At 44.3% G+C, this 16,007-nt stretch carries 23 protein-coding genes and 1 tRNA gene; 2 read left to right on the top strand and 22 right to left on the bottom strand.

Going from position 1 to position 16,007, the window contains the following annotated elements:
• Positions 1-45 precede the first annotated feature (45 nt).
• From HAP68_RS05660 to HAP68_RS05590, 16 genes are all read right to left on the bottom strand, one after another.
• Positions 46-753 carry a hypothetical protein gene (locus tag HAP68_RS05660; protein ID WP_024085159.1) on the bottom strand — a complete coding sequence of 236 codons (708 nt, stop codon included), beginning with the start codon at positions 751-753 and terminating at the stop codon, positions 46-48.
• 35 nt (positions 754-788) lie between these two features.
• The gene (locus tag HAP68_RS05655; RefSeq protein ID WP_024085158.1) at positions 789-1,442 is read right to left on the bottom strand and encodes a hypothetical protein; all 654 of its coding nucleotides are present in this window, start codon (positions 1,440-1,442) and stop codon (positions 789-791) included.
• A gap of 10 nt (positions 1,443-1,452) precedes the next feature.
• Positions 1,453-1,935 (bottom strand): hypothetical protein, encoded by a 483-nt coding sequence (locus tag HAP68_RS05650; RefSeq protein WP_024085157.1) that lies wholly within the window; start codon positions 1,933-1,935, stop codon positions 1,453-1,455.
• The gene (locus HAP68_RS05645) at positions 1,932-2,300 is read right to left on the bottom strand and encodes a hypothetical protein (protein ID WP_039063551.1); all 369 of its coding nucleotides are present in this window, start codon (positions 2,298-2,300) and stop codon (positions 1,932-1,934) included. Before HAP68_RS05645 ends, HAP68_RS05650 begins: the two co-directional genes overlap by 4 nt.
• Positions 2,279-2,479, bottom strand: a complete 201-nt coding sequence (locus HAP68_RS05640) for a hypothetical protein (protein WP_024085155.1) — start codon at positions 2,477-2,479, stop codon at positions 2,279-2,281. The genes HAP68_RS05645 and HAP68_RS05640 overlap by 22 nt, the downstream gene beginning before the upstream one ends.
• Positions 2,480-2,610: 131 nt before the next feature.
• Positions 2,611-2,823 (bottom strand): hypothetical protein, encoded by a 213-nt coding sequence (locus HAP68_RS05635; RefSeq protein WP_024085154.1) that lies wholly within the window; start codon positions 2,821-2,823, stop codon positions 2,611-2,613.
• On the bottom strand, positions 2,820-3,047 hold the full coding sequence (locus HAP68_RS05630; RefSeq protein ID WP_025853904.1) for a helix-turn-helix domain-containing protein: 228 nt from the start codon (positions 3,045-3,047) through the stop codon (positions 2,820-2,822). The genes HAP68_RS05635 and HAP68_RS05630 overlap by 4 nt, the downstream gene beginning before the upstream one ends.
• A 127-nt stretch (positions 3,048-3,174) precedes the next feature.
• Positions 3,175-3,669 carry a hypothetical protein gene (locus HAP68_RS05625; protein WP_024085152.1) on the bottom strand — a complete coding sequence of 165 codons (495 nt, stop codon included), beginning with the start codon at positions 3,667-3,669 and terminating at the stop codon, positions 3,175-3,177.
• Positions 3,670-3,689: 20 nt separating this feature from the next.
• Positions 3,690-3,833 carry a DUF5659 domain-containing protein gene (locus tag HAP68_RS19775; protein WP_223203794.1) on the bottom strand — a complete coding sequence of 48 codons (144 nt, stop codon included), beginning with the start codon at positions 3,831-3,833 and terminating at the stop codon, positions 3,690-3,692.
• Between the two features lie 47 nt (positions 3,834-3,880).
• Positions 3,881-5,080, bottom strand: a complete 1,200-nt coding sequence (locus HAP68_RS05620; RefSeq protein ID WP_024085150.1) for a hypothetical protein — start codon at positions 5,078-5,080, stop codon at positions 3,881-3,883.
• A 562-nt stretch (positions 5,081-5,642) separates the two neighbouring features.
• On the bottom strand, positions 5,643-5,984 hold the full coding sequence (locus HAP68_RS05615; RefSeq protein ID WP_024085148.1) for a hypothetical protein: 342 nt from the start codon (positions 5,982-5,984) through the stop codon (positions 5,643-5,645).
• Positions 5,981-6,181 carry a hypothetical protein gene (locus tag HAP68_RS05610; RefSeq protein ID WP_024085147.1) on the bottom strand — a complete coding sequence of 67 codons (201 nt, stop codon included), beginning with the start codon at positions 6,179-6,181 and terminating at the stop codon, positions 5,981-5,983. The genes HAP68_RS05615 and HAP68_RS05610 overlap by 4 nt, the downstream gene beginning before the upstream one ends.
• On the bottom strand, positions 6,182-6,502 hold the full coding sequence (locus HAP68_RS05605) for a hypothetical protein (protein ID WP_024085146.1): 321 nt from the start codon (positions 6,500-6,502) through the stop codon (positions 6,182-6,184).
• Positions 6,503-6,538: 36 nt separating this feature from the next.
• The gene (locus tag HAP68_RS05600) at positions 6,539-7,081 is read right to left on the bottom strand and encodes a hypothetical protein (RefSeq protein ID WP_024085145.1); all 543 of its coding nucleotides are present in this window, start codon (positions 7,079-7,081) and stop codon (positions 6,539-6,541) included.
• A 79-nt stretch (positions 7,082-7,160) separates the two neighbouring features.
• Positions 7,161-7,322: a hypothetical protein gene (locus tag HAP68_RS05595; protein WP_024085144.1), complete on the bottom strand. Its 162-nt coding sequence runs from the start codon at positions 7,320-7,322 to the stop codon at positions 7,161-7,163.
• Positions 7,319-7,519: a hypothetical protein gene (locus HAP68_RS05590; RefSeq protein ID WP_024085143.1), complete on the bottom strand. Its 201-nt coding sequence runs from the start codon at positions 7,517-7,519 to the stop codon at positions 7,319-7,321. Before HAP68_RS05590 ends, HAP68_RS05595 begins: the two co-directional genes overlap by 4 nt.
• A gap of 281 nt (positions 7,520-7,800) precedes the next feature.
• Between HAP68_RS05590 and HAP68_RS05585 the strand changes: the two genes are divergently transcribed.
• Together HAP68_RS05585 and HAP68_RS05580 are read left to right on the top strand one after the other, a co-directional pair.
• Positions 7,801-8,037: a helix-turn-helix domain-containing protein gene (locus HAP68_RS05585; protein WP_024085142.1), complete on the top strand. Its 237-nt coding sequence runs from the start codon at positions 7,801-7,803 to the stop codon at positions 8,035-8,037.
• A gap of 207 nt (positions 8,038-8,244) precedes the next feature.
• Positions 8,245-8,994, top strand: coding sequence for a hypothetical protein (locus HAP68_RS05580; protein WP_024085140.1), 750 nt, complete (start codon positions 8,245-8,247; stop codon positions 8,992-8,994).
• Positions 8,995-10,100: 1,106 nt separating this feature from the next.
• On the opposite strand, the gene HAP68_RS05575 is transcribed toward HAP68_RS05580, so the two are convergent.
• The 6 genes from HAP68_RS05575 to HAP68_RS05550 form a co-directional block, all read right to left on the bottom strand.
• Positions 10,101-11,186, bottom strand: coding sequence for a tyrosine-type recombinase/integrase (locus tag HAP68_RS05575; protein ID WP_024085139.1), 1,086 nt, complete (start codon positions 11,184-11,186; stop codon positions 10,101-10,103).
• 212 nt (positions 11,187-11,398) lie between these two features.
• Entirely contained in the window at positions 11,399-12,127 is a 729-nt protein-coding gene (locus tag HAP68_RS05570) for a helix-turn-helix domain-containing protein (protein ID WP_024085138.1), read from the bottom strand.
• Between the two features lie 162 nt (positions 12,128-12,289).
• Positions 12,290-13,339 carry a tyrosine-type recombinase/integrase gene (locus HAP68_RS05565; RefSeq protein ID WP_024085137.1) on the bottom strand — a complete coding sequence of 350 codons (1,050 nt, stop codon included), beginning with the start codon at positions 13,337-13,339 and terminating at the stop codon, positions 12,290-12,292.
• 162 nt (positions 13,340-13,501) lie between these two features.
• Positions 13,502-13,574, bottom strand: a tRNA-Val gene (locus HAP68_RS05560).
• A 137-nt stretch (positions 13,575-13,711) separates the two neighbouring features.
• Positions 13,712-14,887, bottom strand: a complete 1,176-nt coding sequence (gene metC / locus HAP68_RS05555; protein WP_003154961.1) for a cystathionine beta-lyase — start codon at positions 14,885-14,887, stop codon at positions 13,712-13,714.
• Complete coding sequence (locus HAP68_RS05550) at positions 14,880-16,001, bottom strand: methionine biosynthesis PLP-dependent protein (RefSeq protein ID WP_024085136.1); 1,122 nt, start codon at positions 15,999-16,001, stop codon at positions 14,880-14,882. The genes metC and HAP68_RS05550 overlap by 8 nt, the downstream gene beginning before the upstream one ends.
• Positions 16,002-16,007: the final 6 nt, after the last annotated feature.

Here is a 16,007-nt window from a genome sequence, read left to right as displayed (position 1 = left end):
AAGGGCGCCCATTTCGGACACCCTTGCTTTTCGTGCTCTATTAAATTACTCTTGGCTGGAATACGCTTCTGGATTACGGAGATAGTCAGCCACCTGATGGCCAAACGTTTTAGTCGCAACATTATAATACTGATCATATTCCGGAATAAGTGGCTGATCTTTTTTACTCAATGCGGACTCCTTAATCTGTTGAGCTTGTTTTTGTTCTTCGGTAGACGCCACGTTTGTCAGCTTCGTATTTATATGGCCGAGCTTGAGTTGGCTTGATACATCTTTATCAACAAAAGAAGCTGCCAACGCCGGAAACTCAGCCATCATTTTCCGAGCAAAATACGGGTTATCAATCGTGTTGACGAAAGCTTCTAGTTTACTCAATCCTGTTTTAGTATTTGCCGCCAGTACAGTATCCGTTTTAAGGGCGGTAAGACGTCGCTCAAATTCCGCTTCTACTGCTGCGGACGGTTTTTCAGGCTCGGCGAGAAGGATTTCATCCGCAAAAGCGACCGCACTATCGGAAATCTTATCGAATTCCTTTTTAGCACTCTTAAGTTGGCCTAATAGTTGGTTTAAATATTGAGCGCGCACCTTATCTAGTTGCTGTTTTTGGCCTACATGTGTAAGGGTAACGTCTCGAAGGATTTCTGTTTCGCGCCTCTCAAAACCCTGTTTAGCCTCCCTAACCAAGCCTTTGACTGATTCACGAATTTGTTCCATTTGCGCGTAACTCTGGCTCATCTTTTCAAATCTATTCATTATAAAGTCCTCCTTTATTTTGTCTTACTGGTTGTTTATTCAGCGGGGATTTCTCCTTTTAACCATGCCCGGTGTATTTCCGGCTCAATGATCCCGTATGGGTTTGTCCCGTTAGGTCTATACGTGAAGGTCGGCTCTGTGACGTAAATTCTCGGTTTGTGCCTTTCGAATAGCCCATCGTAGGTAGCGAATTGCGCTTCGCCTATCTGTCGGCCTACATCGAAGTACGTTTGACGGCATTGAATATTAATTAAATCGTGGTAACTGGCTGCGGCTTCTAAGTATTCCATCTTAGCTTTACGTACGCGGTCAAGCGCTGCCTGCTCATGTTTGCTCTTATGTGCGGTTACTTCATCTGATAACTTCCGGAGGATGTCTCCTTTGACCGCATGTATCATTTGTTCGTGCGCCTGCTTAACGGACGTTTTCCTCTCGTATCCGCCCGAAACTTCCAGCCGCAACGATGCAACGGTTTCCCTCGCCTTACGCTCTTTCGTTCTCTTTGCTGAAGATGCGTCGAGCGCTAGTTCCATTGTGGCCGCTTTCAAATCTTCCTCAGCCTTTTGAAGCTCCTTCGCTAACTTTTCGTCGTGTTCCTGAAGCCTTTCGAGTGCTTTTTTCTTCTGCTCCTCTAGGCCCTCAAGCTCCGACAATTTTTCTTTGAGTTCATCTGAATACTTAAACTTCATCGTACCCCTCCTAAGAAATGATAATTTTATTGTTGAAAAGGCAATTTTTCAGCAGTATTAAACGCCCCTTAAACGTCCGGCAATTACCCAGAACCTCCATCGCATCATCCATTACGGAAACTTCTTCCGGACATGCTCCCATTTCGTTAAAATCTGTCGACGCAAATTCATGCGACTGGAACCGGCCGGTCAAACGTACAGAATTCTGATAGATGGTTGGGTATTTCGGACGCTCAACCTCGACCATTTCGAATGCCAAGTCAATGAGCGAATGGTCAAAGACGATCGTTAGGTCGACAACGCCCGCTAAAGCCGATGCAGCTCGTAAAGCGCGCTGAAAAGCGATATGATCGGTCATCTGGCCGTCGTGCCTGTGCTTGCCCGCAGTGATGAAATGGCCGGCGGCCTGTATGCCCTCGTAATTTGTAACGATGTAAGCGTAGGCCGCCCGTTTCTCGTCGCCCACCTTCGCGATATAGAGTGTATGCTTCATATGTCCGCCTTCTCTTCCGCAAATAATTCCGCCTCATACTCATCTAACGGCACTCTTTCCGATCCGCGTAGCACAAACGCATTCTTGGCGCCGAAGTGTATTGCGGCATCGGTGGCCGCTTCGAGGAGTACACGTCGGAAATCGGTGTCACTGGCCTTCTCATTCCTTTTGATGGTCGACATCGCTATGATTCCGCCATCGCGACCGGTTACAATATAGGTTCCTCTTTCTGTATCCAGTTCAATAAGAGCGATACGACCGGGCAGCAATCCCGTAAAGCTCCCGCCTTTTGCCTCTCGGATGTATGAGCCGCCTGATTCTCCGTAACTACCCCAAAACTCGGTCATTCTTGATACGCAATACATGCGGAATCCCCCTTTTGATAAACGATTTTCGGTAATTCATCGACACTTTGACTGTAAAGAATGGCCTGTGAAACTAGTAAATCTCGATGACAGCCGGTCACACGCCGCAAAATTTCACCCGTTTCCGCGTCTACCGTGAGCACTTCTTCGGGTTTTACATAGATGAAAACTTCATACAAGCGAAGGCCTCCTTATTAGTGGTTATAATGAACAGATTTTTGTTGTAAAACGCACGAAATTAGACGTCGTATTCACTTTCGAATAGGAACAGTAATGGCACTTTAATAAAGGCTAGTAGCCGTTTATTTTGTTAAGAATTTGATAACCGCGTCTCGAACATTCTTTCCGCCGGCCGCCGCTGCTCAATCGGTATTTTGAAGTGTACGCCGATCAGCCGTCCGTACTTGATGTAATCCGCAATAATCTTCCAGTCCTTCTTATGTCGCTTCACGCGTCGTATAAGATCTTTGTCCTCCATATATCCGGCGATCCACCCTTTATCCAGCTTCCAAAGCTCATTCACCGAGGCACCTCCGTTTCCTCGTAGAACTGAACTAGTTTGATAATCTTCTCCGGAGTGAGCTGTAACGCTTCCGTAAATCGAGTAGCAACCTTTTCAGGAAGCCGCCGGTGGCCGGATTCGATCATGGAAACCATTGGTACAGACACCCCGGTAATCTTGGCGACGTCATATTGCGATAGCCGATAAACTTTTCGAATTTGATACAGTGAAGTCTCAGTTAGCACCTTGCCTCCCCCTCGTTTTCCTAGTTAGTGAATAAAACTTCACTAAATGGCATAAAAAAGAGCACCAAGCGCCAGCCTAGTGCTTTGCCTTCATATATACTTTTTTACTGCGGCTAAAACGTACCGCCTAACGTTTTGGGGCCCGCTTGCCACCGAACTCCTTATCTCTCTGTTTAGCAGCGTCATGCATCGCCAACTTTTCGCTGGGTACGGGCTTCTCGTGCTTCCAAGACCGGTTTATCATTTCTCGCTCACTAATCCAAAAAGGGTAATCCAACCACCACACGTAAAGTTTTTCCATTTTCTTCAACGACTTATCCGAAGTAAGTAACGCCTTATCTGCGTTTTTCTTCTTTCTTCTTAAAGTATCCAGATCTGTTTTACAGAACTGTGAGCACGTCTTGCTGTTATTTGGCTTTGTTTGATCCCTATAGTAGTAGCCGCAGTACGCGCACCGTTTAATCCGCTTGTCACCCGCGTCGTGTACGTCACCTTGAAGCAAACGCTTTATTATCGGCAGAGCTTCTGCTCTCGTTTTATTTTTGACAAACCCTATCGCAAATTCGATGGCTCCTTCTCCTGGGTTTTTAAAATTTTGGCTGATATTTTTCGGCTGCCCCAATTGATTCGCCCCTTATGAAGTTATTTTCTACTGAATGCTTTGAATTCCTCATCTAGTTGCGGCGTGTTTTTGAAGATGAACACAAGTTTTTCCTTATATTTTATACTCGGCTCTATATCAATCAGCTCGTACCCTTTCTTTATTAAGCACCGTGCAATTTTCATACTCAGTACAGCTTTTGTCGGGCGTACGTCCACTTTCTCGCCTCCTATCAAATTTCGTACGAAGCCCATGCTTCCAACAACGAACGCATTCGAGAAGAAGGTAAGTATAGGCTGATGGGCTGCCCGTTTCTGATACGTGACCTCCAAACCCACTGAAGTAAGTCAGAAACCGCGAGCAGATCGTCGTCCACAGCGATGTTTCTCCCCTGCCCCTCAAAAAACTTCTTTTCTTCCGGTCGAATAAACCGGTTATACATAAACGCAAGCACTGACCTATCTGAATATTCATTGGTGGCCCGGATATTCCATTCTACGAAACTTTTTGTAAACCCCGGACCCTTCAGCGAATCTCTTTTCTGTTTTAAAGTAGTCCAAAGGATTTCCTTTCCTTTTGCCCCCATGATGTTTCTTAGGTAGTTATTAAGGTTGTTTTTTATCTCTTTTATGACACTCGGAGAATAGTTTTTAAGTCTGTTCGAACTTAGTGCGTTCCTAGACTCCCCGATATTATTTAAAGGGCCTTCATACAAGTTTATGAGATTGTAAATATCTTCGCGCTTCTCGGTTAGCCGATCATAAGTCACTAATTCCCCACCATTTAAAGACTGCTTTGAGTAAGGTATATCGAAAAGGTCAAAGTAGCATCTTTGTATCTGCGCGTCGAATAAGTACGTCATAACATACGTAGTGCTGAACGCTTTGAAGACGTGGGGCGGAAAAGTCCATACCAACATCCCCTCGCCAAACTTATAGAGGTTCCCCGCGTTGGCCAGCATCTTAATATCATTGAATCTTCCAGAATCGTATCCGCTGTCTATCCAGACGACACGGTTCGAGTCTTTCTCGATTTTTATTAGCCCACTTGTCATGAGCGCAGATATATCCGCCTTCCCGATCTCGGCCCGCTCAACCACATTCATGACCTCATCCAAAATCAGTGTATAGTCCTCTTCTTCAATCAAAGAGATCAATTCATCATCGGCCGATCTGAAGAGAGCATGCGTAGACGCTATGTCGTACCCATCCGCGATTAATTCCTTTAATGACCGGAGCTTCGATCCTTCTCCGTTCCGATTATTGGGTTCGTACATCTTCCTGCCGGTGACGCACTCTTTAATACGATCTACTTCGTTAAGGAATGGCGTAATGTAAATGAACTTCTGGTCAGCGGGAGCCTTGTTCATGTAATCGATAGCCCATGTTGTTTTTCCGCTTCCCATTATCGAGTCAATTACTGTTATGTTCATGATACACCTCTTTTTCTTTAGTGAATTAAAGCGACGATGCAGAGCTACTTATTACCGCTTTTTATCGTTTCTCTCTTTACGGAAAAAACGCGCAAACCCTTACGTATCAAGGCTTGCAGCGTTCGTTTATCACATTTGTTCTGATAAACATAGCAACTCCTTTAAGGACAGTCGTTGCGGATACATTAATCGCGGTAAAGGTATTAGAATAAATATCTGCGGACGGCGGAGCCGGGCGCCATGTTTTACTTTCGCCTTCGTTCCTCTTCTAAACATCCTCGTCGACCTCCCTCTTATTAACTGCGAATAAATTTCCAGAACAGGACGCACTTAATTAGATGCAGCCGCCGACACTTTCGCGCAATTTTTAAAACCGGCTTTTATTGCGGAACCTTAATCAATTAACTTTTCTGGAACATCGTGAACGGTTCCCGACTGTCCCTCGATCTTATAACTCCCTTTTTCGGGCTGCCGGCCGATTATCTTACCCGTCATTATTTCCGATGAGAACCACGTAAGACCGCCCGACCGCGTTCCCCAATAACGAACAGTTTCGCCCACTTTATACACGGTTTTCTCCTCCCGTGAAAAACATCCGCATGAACTGCGCGACACTCATATCTGCTATTTTGCGGCCGTCGAGCTTCTTTAGGGCCGCCGTAGCCTTAGCGAACTCAAATGAGAATGATTCCGGGTGCGCATCGTCATACAAGTGGTATCCGTCATTCTTACGCGTTAGGCCGCCCGTGTCGTAAAACGCAAACCTGCCGCCACCCCACGCATCAAAGTCGCACAATGCTACCGTATCCGCTGCGATTAAATAGGCGTCGTGGGTTTCTTCATATGGAAAATCCGCCGATCCGTGTCGGACCAAATGCACCTTCTGCGCTTGGAACTCGCTCATGCCGGCAGCACCTCCTGCTCACCAAAAAGTTCAAGTGCTCCAGTGGCAGTAATTTCTCCGCAGCCAGAACGTGCCAACTGAGACACTTGCGGTAAAAGAGTGAAAAAGTCCTCCGGCTTCAAATTGACATAACGGTCAGTTCCTGCCGGATACACGTTAAACCATCCGACAATTGTGCGTACATAGCGAACTTGCATTTACGCCGCCTCCTTTCCGTACTTACCTGCCAAGAACAACATAAGCTCGACTGCGGACATGGCTGCGATCTCCTCTAAGCTCGGAACAGATCCGCTTTCCGACACCGTATACGCTAGATCTTCGTGAACTTCCGAAAACCATCCAATCTCTGGTCCGTTTAAGCCTTCATACAGTGAGTAGAGACAGACTAGTTGCTCGTTTTCCTCAGCATTTGTCATGGTGATTACGTGACCATTCCCGATATTAACTGCTTCAATTTCTTCTTCAAAACGCTTCCCGTCCTCGACCAACCAAAGATGATTTACTTTTACTTTTTCCATTTCGTTTCCCCCTCGATTTTAGTTCCATCCACAATCTTAAATATAAGGTACAAGAGCACGCTCTAATTCAGTCCGTTCTTTTCTGAATGCTGATCTATCTTCGTGCAGTCGCTTATTATCTGTGCAAAGGTTCGCTAAACGACTGTTTAACGTCGCGGCTTCTTCGACGCTTGCGTCAATTAATTCGAAGCGCACTTTAGCGATTTCGTAACTATTTTTGTGGAAAGCGAGTTCAGCTTCGCACCACTTGCGGTGAATCTCGTCTCTTCTCGCAAACAGGGTCTTTTTAGTCGAATCCTTAAGCGATTGACGTACTTCTTCCGATAAGTTGTGCGGTGACTGTAGCGCGTAATCAATGGGGAAAACGTCCAAGACGGTGCCATTCTCAGCTATAACAAGACGGACTTTTTCTTTGTAGTTGTCATATACCGCTTGGCTGCCGCTTGTTGATTCGAGCGACCAAACGAACGCTGCGCCTTGAACATATTTCGGCAATATGTTCTGTGCTTGCGTTTTTGTAAAACCGAGACGAGCTGCCGCATTTTTTACCGCTGGTTTAGAAACACTGTATTTATTCATCGTGAACCCTCCCTTTCTATTGAGAAACCAATCCGAGTGAAATCCATAAATGACATATTTGCGAGTTCTGGAAAAAATTTTAGAAATTTCCGCACCTGAGTTCATCGACTCCCATATATTTTCCGATGATGTCGTGCCTCATTAACCAGGCGTCAGATACCTCATGTATCGGCAGCCCCGTACCAAAAGCGACTCCGTGCCAGTGAAGTTTCACCTTCTTCGGACTAAACTTTTCCGTCATGCCGACTGCACCTCCTCACCGAATAATTCTCGTGCTAACTCGGGCTTGATTTCTGTGCAACCAGCAACTGCTTTTCGGGATACTTGAGGCAATAGCGTAAAGAATTCCTCTGGTGAAAGATTTACGAACTTTGCGACCGAGCCTGCCGGATAAATATTCCACCATCCAACAACAGTTTTTCTATAGTAAATGTTCATTTCCAATTACCTCCTTTAATTTCTCATCAAGACACAACACTGCAATAAGAAGCAAATCGTGCAAAAAGTAACTTAGGGTTAGTAGACTAGAAAATTTTCGCTTCTGATCTGATTGTCTATGCCTTCACTTTTTTTACTACTGAAGTATAACTTGTTGAGTTAATAATATTACTCCTGAAGTAATACGTCAAGAGTTTTTTCCAAATTTAAAAAACACATTTTACTTCTGGCGTTTTACTTGTATAATATGGTTAAAATAAAATTACGGAGGATTAGAGAAAATGCCTTTTGAATTTAAGTTGAACGATATACTAGACGAGCTAGGAATTACTAAAAACAAACTAGCTGTTGAAGCAAAAGTAAGGCCGGCAACCATCGGGGATCTTTGCGAAGGGAAAACCAAACGGATAGAACTCGAAACAATCGAGAAAATCTTATATGTATTAAATAATCTCTCACCAACTAAGACATACACCATCGATGACATTATTCTTTACAACTTGGATATTGAGGATTGATCATAAAATGTTATTTGAAGGCGAAAAACAAGAATGGCTACTCTTTAAGGAGAGGGATCTATCGGTTAGAGTTTTTGAAGGCAATAATACATACGAAGCATACGCGACAATAGCAGGCAAAGGTACGCATGTAGCTCGCGGACTAGAAAAATGGTCCACGATATCCGACGCAATAAAAGGTATTATTCAAAAATAAGGGGGAGTTTTTTGGATACTATTATTAAACAAATAACAGATGTCTTTGATGGAGATCCGGTAACAACTTTAATAGCAACTTCAATATTTGTAGTTTCAATTTGGCTATACAAACAAATCAAAGACGGTGAAGACTCTGAATTATTATTGCACAAGGAAGGTATTAAACAATCTGAAGCAGCCTGTGCCGATATTTTAAAACATTTAGAATTAGCACTCGGAAATAAAATTAGCGACTCAGAGTTTTATGCTACGGTTAGTGGGTACCTGTCAACTCTAGATCAGAACACCTCTAAAGAGTTTCAAAATTTACTTTCTAAGGATGAACGCTCTATTACAGATTTTAAGCCAATTGCTCTTAACAACCTAATTAGACTAAAAACAGAGCATACTCCCACAAAACCTACAAAAATGAGTGAACAGTTTTCTAGGTTTCTAGAAAACTTGTTATTAATATTTAAACCTGTATGGAAAACAGCAATCATTATGTATTTCATTTTATTTGGAATAGTCTATACTACCACTCCAACAGATGCCGCAGCATTTTTCTGCACAATATCTCTTATAATGATGGTTGTAGGATTAGTTTTTAATTTCTTTGATAAAAGAATTTCTTTCAAAATATTTTTATTATGCCTAGTTATTTTAATAACCTTGTTTTTAATTTCATTTATTGTTCATAATATTATAGTCTCAGTTATTCTAATTATTTTAATTTATATCATTATTACACTTATCATGAGGAAATATATTAATAATTGATGTGTAAAAGGTTATTCAATGTAAAGACACGGAGGCGCTGACGAATAGTTGGCGTCTTTTTTCGTGGGTTCGTTTAGTCTGCGATTCTCAATTACGATAATCTAAATGATAATGAACACGACTTTATTCGTACAAATCGGGCAAAAACACGACTTTATTCGTACACCCGAAAAGTGGGTTCACGCTTAGAGCCGCAAGGGATACAGCCGTTTTAGTCCGGCAATCACTTCTTAGTCTTGTGAGTCACAAGCCTCCGGAACTACGGCTCCGCCTTCGTCCGGGGTTAACGCAATCAATATATCTATTAATATCTGCGCGTATGTAGGGAACGAAGTGACCGGAATTAGCGCTATGTTTAAGTACAAGCGGACGCACTACACCGCAAGTCCGGACTGGTGCACGTCGACCTAAAATGATTCACCACGATTTAACCGCGACTTCCAAGCCGCCTCCTAATCGGTCTAACCCACCGAGTTTAAAAATTTATGCGCTAATTAAAAACAGCAGTTGCGGGGGCCATGTTTGGGGGCTTTGGGGGGTCGGGTGATTGAAAGTATTCTTTTCGGATGATTCTGCATACTTAATTCATATAATTGAATAACGAATTTAACAGAATGAACTTGAGTTACATTCGCAATCATCGACAATCATTGATACAACAACGTTTAAAGACGTTTCGAACGCGCATTGTTTCTTACGTATTTTATGCAACGCTTAAACCGCGCCGTATCAACGTCATGCCGGATGCCCTATGCCGCATACAATGTATAAGATACTGCATACTGGTTATGCGTTAGTGTTACATGCAGTAATACACATGGACGCAATATGTCCCGAATATACTGCGGCCTATTATCCGTCTAATCGTTGATCTGACGCGGTTTGTTGCGCCTTCATTCCTGTGCTACCTACCGCATGCCTACGACTCTGTGCCGTATTGCTGGCGTAACATGCCGCCACCCCATGAGTTCGGGGCGGCCGTCCTCGGTAGGTGCGGCTGGTTACTGTAACTCCTATACTTCGATAGCCTCGTAAGCTGCTTCGGATTCTTCCGCAGTAATGCCGATATACCTCAACGTCTGGGACGTCGTATTAAACTATAATTTTCAAGGTAATTGTCTAAAATTTTTATCCGTATCGTTGTTAACTTTTCTCTTACGACCAGCCTTACTACTGATTTGCACAAGAGGCGAGAATTTATCGTGCTGTTCTTTCAACGATTTTCCGGATAAATGCGTATACCTCTTGATCATTCGAAGATCATTATGTCCAAGTATCATCTGTAAATGCCGAATGTCCCCTCCGGCTTCTAAAAACATTGTCGCTCCTGTATGACGCAACAAATGAGGATGCACGCGCTTTTTGATGCCGGCCCGATCAGCATAGTTGTTCAAACGCTGCCTAAAGTTATTGGTCGTCATCTTCTCACCGTAGTTTGCTAGAAAAACATACTCACTATCGAATTCTTCGTTCTCTTTAATTAGTTCTTTTATAAGCCTCACTGTCCTACCTTGTAAAGGTATTAGTCTTCCTTTTCTGGTTTTCGTATTTGTCCCTTCTAATATTAAAAAGTTTGAAGAAAAGTCTACATTTTCAATTTTCAACGAAAGTACCTCGCCTACCCTACACAAAGAATCGATTAAACAAGTCATAATTACGAAGTCTCGGAATTCTGGATAGGACCTTAGGTATGGTGCAGCTAGTAATTGTCTAAGTTCTGATTTGGTCAATATCTCAATAACATCTTGCGGTTCCGTAAGGAGTTTCAACTTCAAAAAAGGATTTTCCATAGCCAAATCCTCATCGATCAAAAAACGAAAGAAAGTCCGTATGGTCTTTATATAGTCGTTAACTGACCGCGGTGATAACCCTTGAGTCTTATGCTCGTCCAATTTGAAATTATGGCCGTCGAACTTTATTTTATCGTTGATCAGCCACGCGACAAACCCGCGCGCAAAGTCAACGTCAATATGACGTATGTCTGCGGACACTCCGATCTCTTCAGCATAATCCGACAAATACCGACAAGCACGCGTGTACTTATCAATCGTTTCCTGAACGACATTCTCAGCGCGTTTGGCATCGCACAGTCTATCGAATATGTATTCGAGATCGTACGTACCTTTTCGCGTTGTCTTTACTGAGGCCCTTCCGGCCTTCACACGCTTACCTTTTCGATTTTCTGAATGCATAAAAAATCGCCTCCCATTTTGAGATTACCGAAAACAGGCATTAAACATAAGAGTAATAACGAAAAACAACCCTATTTAACTAAATAAAAACAAACATATCCCAATAAAACCCGAACTATAATAGGTAATTAATCCTTAAATACCAACGAAACACGAACGAAAATATCCGCTAACAAAACGACGAATTAACGCACGAAGACGTTAACAAGGCGTTAACGAGGCGTTAACGAATCAAATCGTGCAGCAAATAGCCCATCGAGCATCCGATCCAGTACGCCGTTAAAATAGCCGGCCAAGTTGCGGATAGGCTTCCGTTTAGTCGCTATAAACGTTTGACGAACGGATTCCAGTCCGATTCCTTGAAGAATATCGGCAGCATACACGCCTTTTAAATACGACGTATGCGCAAGGTATATGCCGTACAGCTTGCTCGTTAATTTCCGATCGCTAACAAACGTATTGACCGCAGATTTAAACGCAGCATACGTATTCTGTAAGAACTTTAATTTGCTTTGAGAAATAACAGCTTCGTTTTCCGTTTTCGGTGCCTCGGTCGTTGTCTCCGTTGGCTTTTCGGCTTCTTGGCGGGGTAACACAGACGGAGTAACATCGGCCGCCGGCTGGATGACGTACATATTGGCGCCGTTGCCGCCGGATATCGGTCGGTATTTAATTTCTTTGCGGATAATTCCGAGATCGACTAAACGCTTAATGGCCCGAATCACAGTAACGCGGTGCCGGCCGATTAATTCCGCGATAGATGCGAGCTTCAGGTACGCCACGCCCGGCGTTTTGACGGCATGACGAGACAACACCTTTAGAACCTCGATTGCGGCAGGCGTTAGATCGGACTTATTGTGGTATATGTGCGTACGGATGGCGCCATTTAGCTCGTCCACTGAACGGAACGACGCCATTTTAGAGGCTTCTTTCGTGTACATACGGCTTTCTCCTCGTTAAGAGACACCGTTCCGTCGGAAAATCAGGCGCGCTTAAATAAACGTAGACAAGTACGCTTTTTTTCGATAAGATAGACGTAGGTTAGGGCGTCCTATCTATCGGAATTTATTTCCGTTGGATGGCGTTCTTTTTTTTGTGTGTTTTTAGGATCTTTTTATTTTTCGGGGCATAGCTTGAGCTTTGATAATATAGTTCATCACTGTATGTTTGGCATGCGCCTTCGCTACGGATTTATCAGCCACGTGTGTATATCTCTGAATCATTCGTAAATCTAAATGACCGAGTAGCTTCTGAAGCATTCGGCTATCTCCTCCATTCTCCAAAAACATAGTAGCGGCTGTATGCCTAAATAAATGAGGGTGCACCTTCTTTTTCACGTTAGCTTTTGCCGCGAAATCAACTAATCTCTTTCTAAAATGATTTCTGTCAAGACGAGCTCCGTAGTTTGTCAGAAAAACATAATCACTTTTAAAATCCAATTCATTTTCTGCGATTAACTCTTGAACTAACCGACATGTAGTAGGTAGTAAAGGTATATATCTTGTCTTTCGATTTTTCGCAATAGATGATCGAATCGTTAGAATATAGGATTTAAAATCAAAATCTCGCTTTTCAACATGTGTTATTTCACCGATCCGCATCATTCCGTCTAACAATACGTTCATCAATACATAATCACGAAAATCTGCAAAGTTTTTCTTATCAGGCGTTTTTAAAAGGCGTTGTAGCTCATCTGGTTGCAAAATAATAATAGGCTCTTCTATTTCTTGTACGTTCTTAACTCTGTGCATTATATTATTATCAATAAGTCCTTCGCTTTCTAAGGTGTTATACATTACTCGCAGTGTTTTTAAGCGCGTATTTATCGTGCTATCTGATAGACCTCGCTTCTTTTCCTCATCCGATATATAAACGTTCCCCTTAAATTGCACCCAATCATTGCGCATATAGTTTATGTAGTCCCGTATTGTATCTCGATCAATAGCCGTAGGAGAACGAGGTATATCGAATTCCTCAAGAAACGTAGTAAAAGATTTATAATTATCGCGATACTGTTGTAACGTTCCTTTCGCTTTCCCTTCGGCCGTCTTTATCGTGATGAACGTCTGAAATAATCCGTCTAAGTCACCGAGATCACGGAGTTTACGCCTGCGTGTTCGCTTAATCGGTTTCCCTTTTCGAATATCATCCATAAAAAAAGAACGCCTCCTATTCCGGTTTAATAGAATAAGAAACGTTCAAACACGGTAACGGCCCGCCGCTACCCTGCGCCTTAATACGCCTAAGTCATCGACTAAGTCAACGCAATAAAAAACGGCTAGAAACGTTGATATAACGCCTCTAACCGCCGTGGATGATTCCGACTGGGCTCGAACCAGCGACCTCTACCCTGTCAAGGTAGCGCTCTCCCAGCTGAGCTACGGAATCATGATATGTATGTGTTGCTGGGTATGTTGTTGTCTCTCTGACATTTATAATTATATATCCTGATTTCTCATTCGTCAACACTTTTTTTATCTAAAATAAAAAAGGGCGCGTCGCAAAATTGACGGCGCCCTTTTCGTTTATGATCTCACTTGGGCGGGGGTTATTTTTTTCAATGCCTGTTCGAAGTCGCGTTCTAAATCTTCGGCGTTTTCGACTCCGACGCTCAGGCGCAGAAGGCCGTCTGTGATGCCGCGTTTTTCCCTCTCTGATTTCGGCATGGCGGCATGCGACATGGCTGCAGGGTATGAGAGAATGGACTCGACAGCGCCGAGGCTGACGGCAAATACCGGAAGCGATACGTTTTCGACCAGCTTTTTGACGGCTTCTTTGCTTTCCAATTCAAAGGACAGGACGGCGCCCGCTCCGCTCGCTTGACGTTTATGGGTATCGGCTCCCGGGTGTCCGGCAAGTCCGGGATAGTAAACGTTTTTGACGGCGGGATGCCCGTCAAAATAGGCAGCCAGCCGCTCAGCCGTCCGGCTCGCTTTTTCCAGTCTGACCTGCAATGTTTTTAAGCCTCTCAATACGAGCCAGCAGTCCTGAACACCGAGCACCGCTCCAAACGAGTTTTGCAGCTTATACAGCTGATTGCCGAGCTCTTCATCTTTTACGGCGGCAAGGCCTGACAGCACGTCACTGTGGCCGCTTAAAAATTTCGTCGCGCTGTGAAGCACGATATCTACACCGAGATCAAGCGGACGCTGCAGAGCAGGCGTCATGAATGTATTGTCAAGGTATGTCAGACAGCCGTGTTCCTTTGCCAGTTTGACGACGCCCTTAATATCCGTGATGCCGAGCGTCGGGTTTGACGGTGTTTCCATATAAATGGCTTTCGTGTTCGGCCGGATGGCGCGGGCGACCGCTTCTGTGTCCGTCATATCGACAAAGGTATGTTCGATTCCGAAACGGGACAGAACCTCAGTCACCATGCGGAATGTTCCGCCGTACACATCCTCCGTGACGAGAACATGGTCGCCTTGGGATAAGAGCAGAAACGCCGTCGAAATCGCCGCCATACCGGAGCTGAAAGCAAAACCTCTCGTTCCGCCTTCAAGACCTGCAATCGTTTCTTCAAGCGCTGTTCTTGTCGGTGTGCCTGAGCGGCTGTAGTCATATGTCCCGAATTCTTCAAATGAAGACTGATGGAATGTGGAAGCATGCTGGATCGGGACGCTGACGGCTCCGGTGGCTCCGTCTGTTTTAAATGGATTGTGCACGAGCTGGGTTTCCAGCGTCCAATTGTGATTACTCATATGACACGGCCCCCTCTTTTACTTGCTGTAATGCCTGCTTTACATCCCGCTTCAAATCTTCTGCATGTTCAATGCCCACTGAAAAACGCAGCAGGCGGTTGCAGACGCCGTTTGCGATACGGATATCTTCCGGAATGTCCATGTGCGTCTGTGTCGCAGGGTATGTAATAAAGCTTTCCACCCCGCCGAGACTTTCTGCGAAACAGATCGTTTTCAGCGCCTTTAAAAACGGATTGACCCATTCCTCTTTTTGCAGCCGGAAAGACAGCATCCCGCCTTTTCCGGGATATAACACGTCGGCGATTTCCTCTTCCTGTTCTAAAAATTCTGCAAGTTCACGGGCGTTTTCTTCATGACGGCGCATTCTGAGTCCGAGTGTTTTCATCCCTCTCATTAAAAGCCACGAATCAAACGGCGGGAGAACGGCGCCGATCGCATTTTGGTGATTAAACATGATGTCGCCGAGCTCTTCATCCTTAACGACAGCCAGACCGGCAAGGAGGTCATTGTGCCCCGCTAAATATTTTGTGGCGCTGTGAATGACGATGTCCGCTCCCAGTTCAAGCGGACGCTGGATGACCGGGGTATAAAACGTATTATCCACAATCAAAAGCAGGCCGGCTTCTTTCGTAATCCGGGCGATTTTTTCAATGTCCGCCTCCTGCATTAACGGGTTTGTCGGTGTTTCAACAAATAGCGCTTTCGTGTTTTCCGTTATTTTGGAGCGTAAACAGTCTTCATCGCTGAAATCATCGTAAATAAAGCTCAAGCCGTATTTTCTCCATTCGTTTTCAAACAAACGGTACGTGCCTCCGTATAAATCGGAGGATACAATCAATTCATCCCCGCTTTTAAATAAAGCCATAATGGTTTGAATGGCTGCCATTCCCGAGCTGAAAGCAAATCCTCTCGCACCGTTTTCCAACACGGCGATGGCGTCTTCGACGAGCTGGCGTGTCGGGTTTTTCGTGCGCACGTAATCAAAACCTGTAGATTCTCCTATTCCTCTATGGCGGTAAGCGGTGGACAGATAAATCGGCGGACTGACCGTTCCCGTTGCTTCTTCGCTTCTATTTCCGATTTGGGCTAATTTTGTTTCAACATGCTGCGTCATCAGTAA

The sequence above is a fragment of the Bacillus sp. Bvel1 genome (assembly GCF_014872755.1).
In the GTDB taxonomy this organism is placed as follows: Bacteria; Bacillota; Bacilli; order Bacillales; family Bacillaceae; genus Bacillus; species Bacillus velezensis.
The sequence above is the reverse complement of the archived record's forward strand: the minus strand, read 5'-3'. Positions and strand labels throughout refer to the sequence as shown.

Bases quoted from the DNA above. Each gene is read 5' to 3' on its own strand.
- HAP68_RS05660 (WP_024085159.1), bottom strand. From the start codon at position 753: ATGAATAGATTTGAAAAGATGAGCCAGAGTTACGCGCAAATGGAACAA.
- HAP68_RS05655 (WP_024085158.1), bottom strand. From the start codon at position 1,442: ATGAAGTTTAAGTATTCAGATGAACTCAAAGAAAAATTGTCGGAGCTT.
- HAP68_RS05650 (WP_024085157.1), bottom strand. From the start codon at position 1,935: ATGAAGCATACACTCTATATCGCGAAGGTGGGCGACGAGAAACGGGCG.
- HAP68_RS05645 (WP_039063551.1), bottom strand. From the start codon at position 2,300: ATGTATTGCGTATCAAGAATGACCGAGTTTTGGGGTAGTTACGGAGAA.
- HAP68_RS19775 (WP_223203794.1), bottom strand. From the start codon at position 3,833: ATGAAAATTGCACGGTGCTTAATAAAGAAAGGGTACGAGCTGATTGAT.
- HAP68_RS05620 (WP_024085150.1), bottom strand. From the start codon at position 5,080: ATGAACATAACAGTAATTGACTCGATAATGGGAAGCGGAAAAACAACA.
- HAP68_RS05615 (WP_024085148.1), bottom strand. From the start codon at position 5,984: ATGAGCGAGTTCCAAGCGCAGAAGGTGCATTTGGTCCGACACGGATCG.
- HAP68_RS05610 (WP_024085147.1), bottom strand. From the start codon at position 6,181: ATGCAAGTTCGCTATGTACGCACAATTGTCGGATGGTTTAACGTGTAT.
- HAP68_RS05605 (WP_024085146.1), bottom strand. From the start codon at position 6,502: ATGGAAAAAGTAAAAGTAAATCATCTTTGGTTGGTCGAGGACGGGAAG.
- HAP68_RS05600 (WP_024085145.1), bottom strand. From the start codon at position 7,081: ATGAATAAATACAGTGTTTCTAAACCAGCGGTAAAAAATGCGGCAGCT.
- HAP68_RS05595 (WP_024085144.1), bottom strand. From the start codon at position 7,322: ATGACGGAAAAGTTTAGTCCGAAGAAGGTGAAACTTCACTGGCACGGA.
- HAP68_RS05590 (WP_024085143.1), bottom strand. From the start codon at position 7,519: ATGAACATTTACTATAGAAAAACTGTTGTTGGATGGTGGAATATTTAT.
- HAP68_RS05585 (WP_024085142.1), top strand. From the start codon at position 7,801: ATGCCTTTTGAATTTAAGTTGAACGATATACTAGACGAGCTAGGAATT.
- HAP68_RS05575 (WP_024085139.1), bottom strand. From the start codon at position 11,186: ATGCATTCAGAAAATCGAAAAGGTAAGCGTGTGAAGGCCGGAAGGGCC.
- HAP68_RS05570 (WP_024085138.1), bottom strand. From the start codon at position 12,127: ATGTACACGAAAGAAGCCTCTAAAATGGCGTCGTTCCGTTCAGTGGAC.
- HAP68_RS05565 (WP_024085137.1), bottom strand. From the start codon at position 13,339: ATGGATGATATTCGAAAAGGGAAACCGATTAAGCGAACACGCAGGCGT.
- metC (WP_003154961.1), bottom strand. From the start codon at position 14,887: ATGAGTAATCACAATTGGACGCTGGAAACCCAGCTCGTGCACAATCCA.
- HAP68_RS05550 (WP_024085136.1), bottom strand. From the start codon at position 16,001: ATGACGCAGCATGTTGAAACAAAATTAGCCCAAATCGGAAATAGAAGC.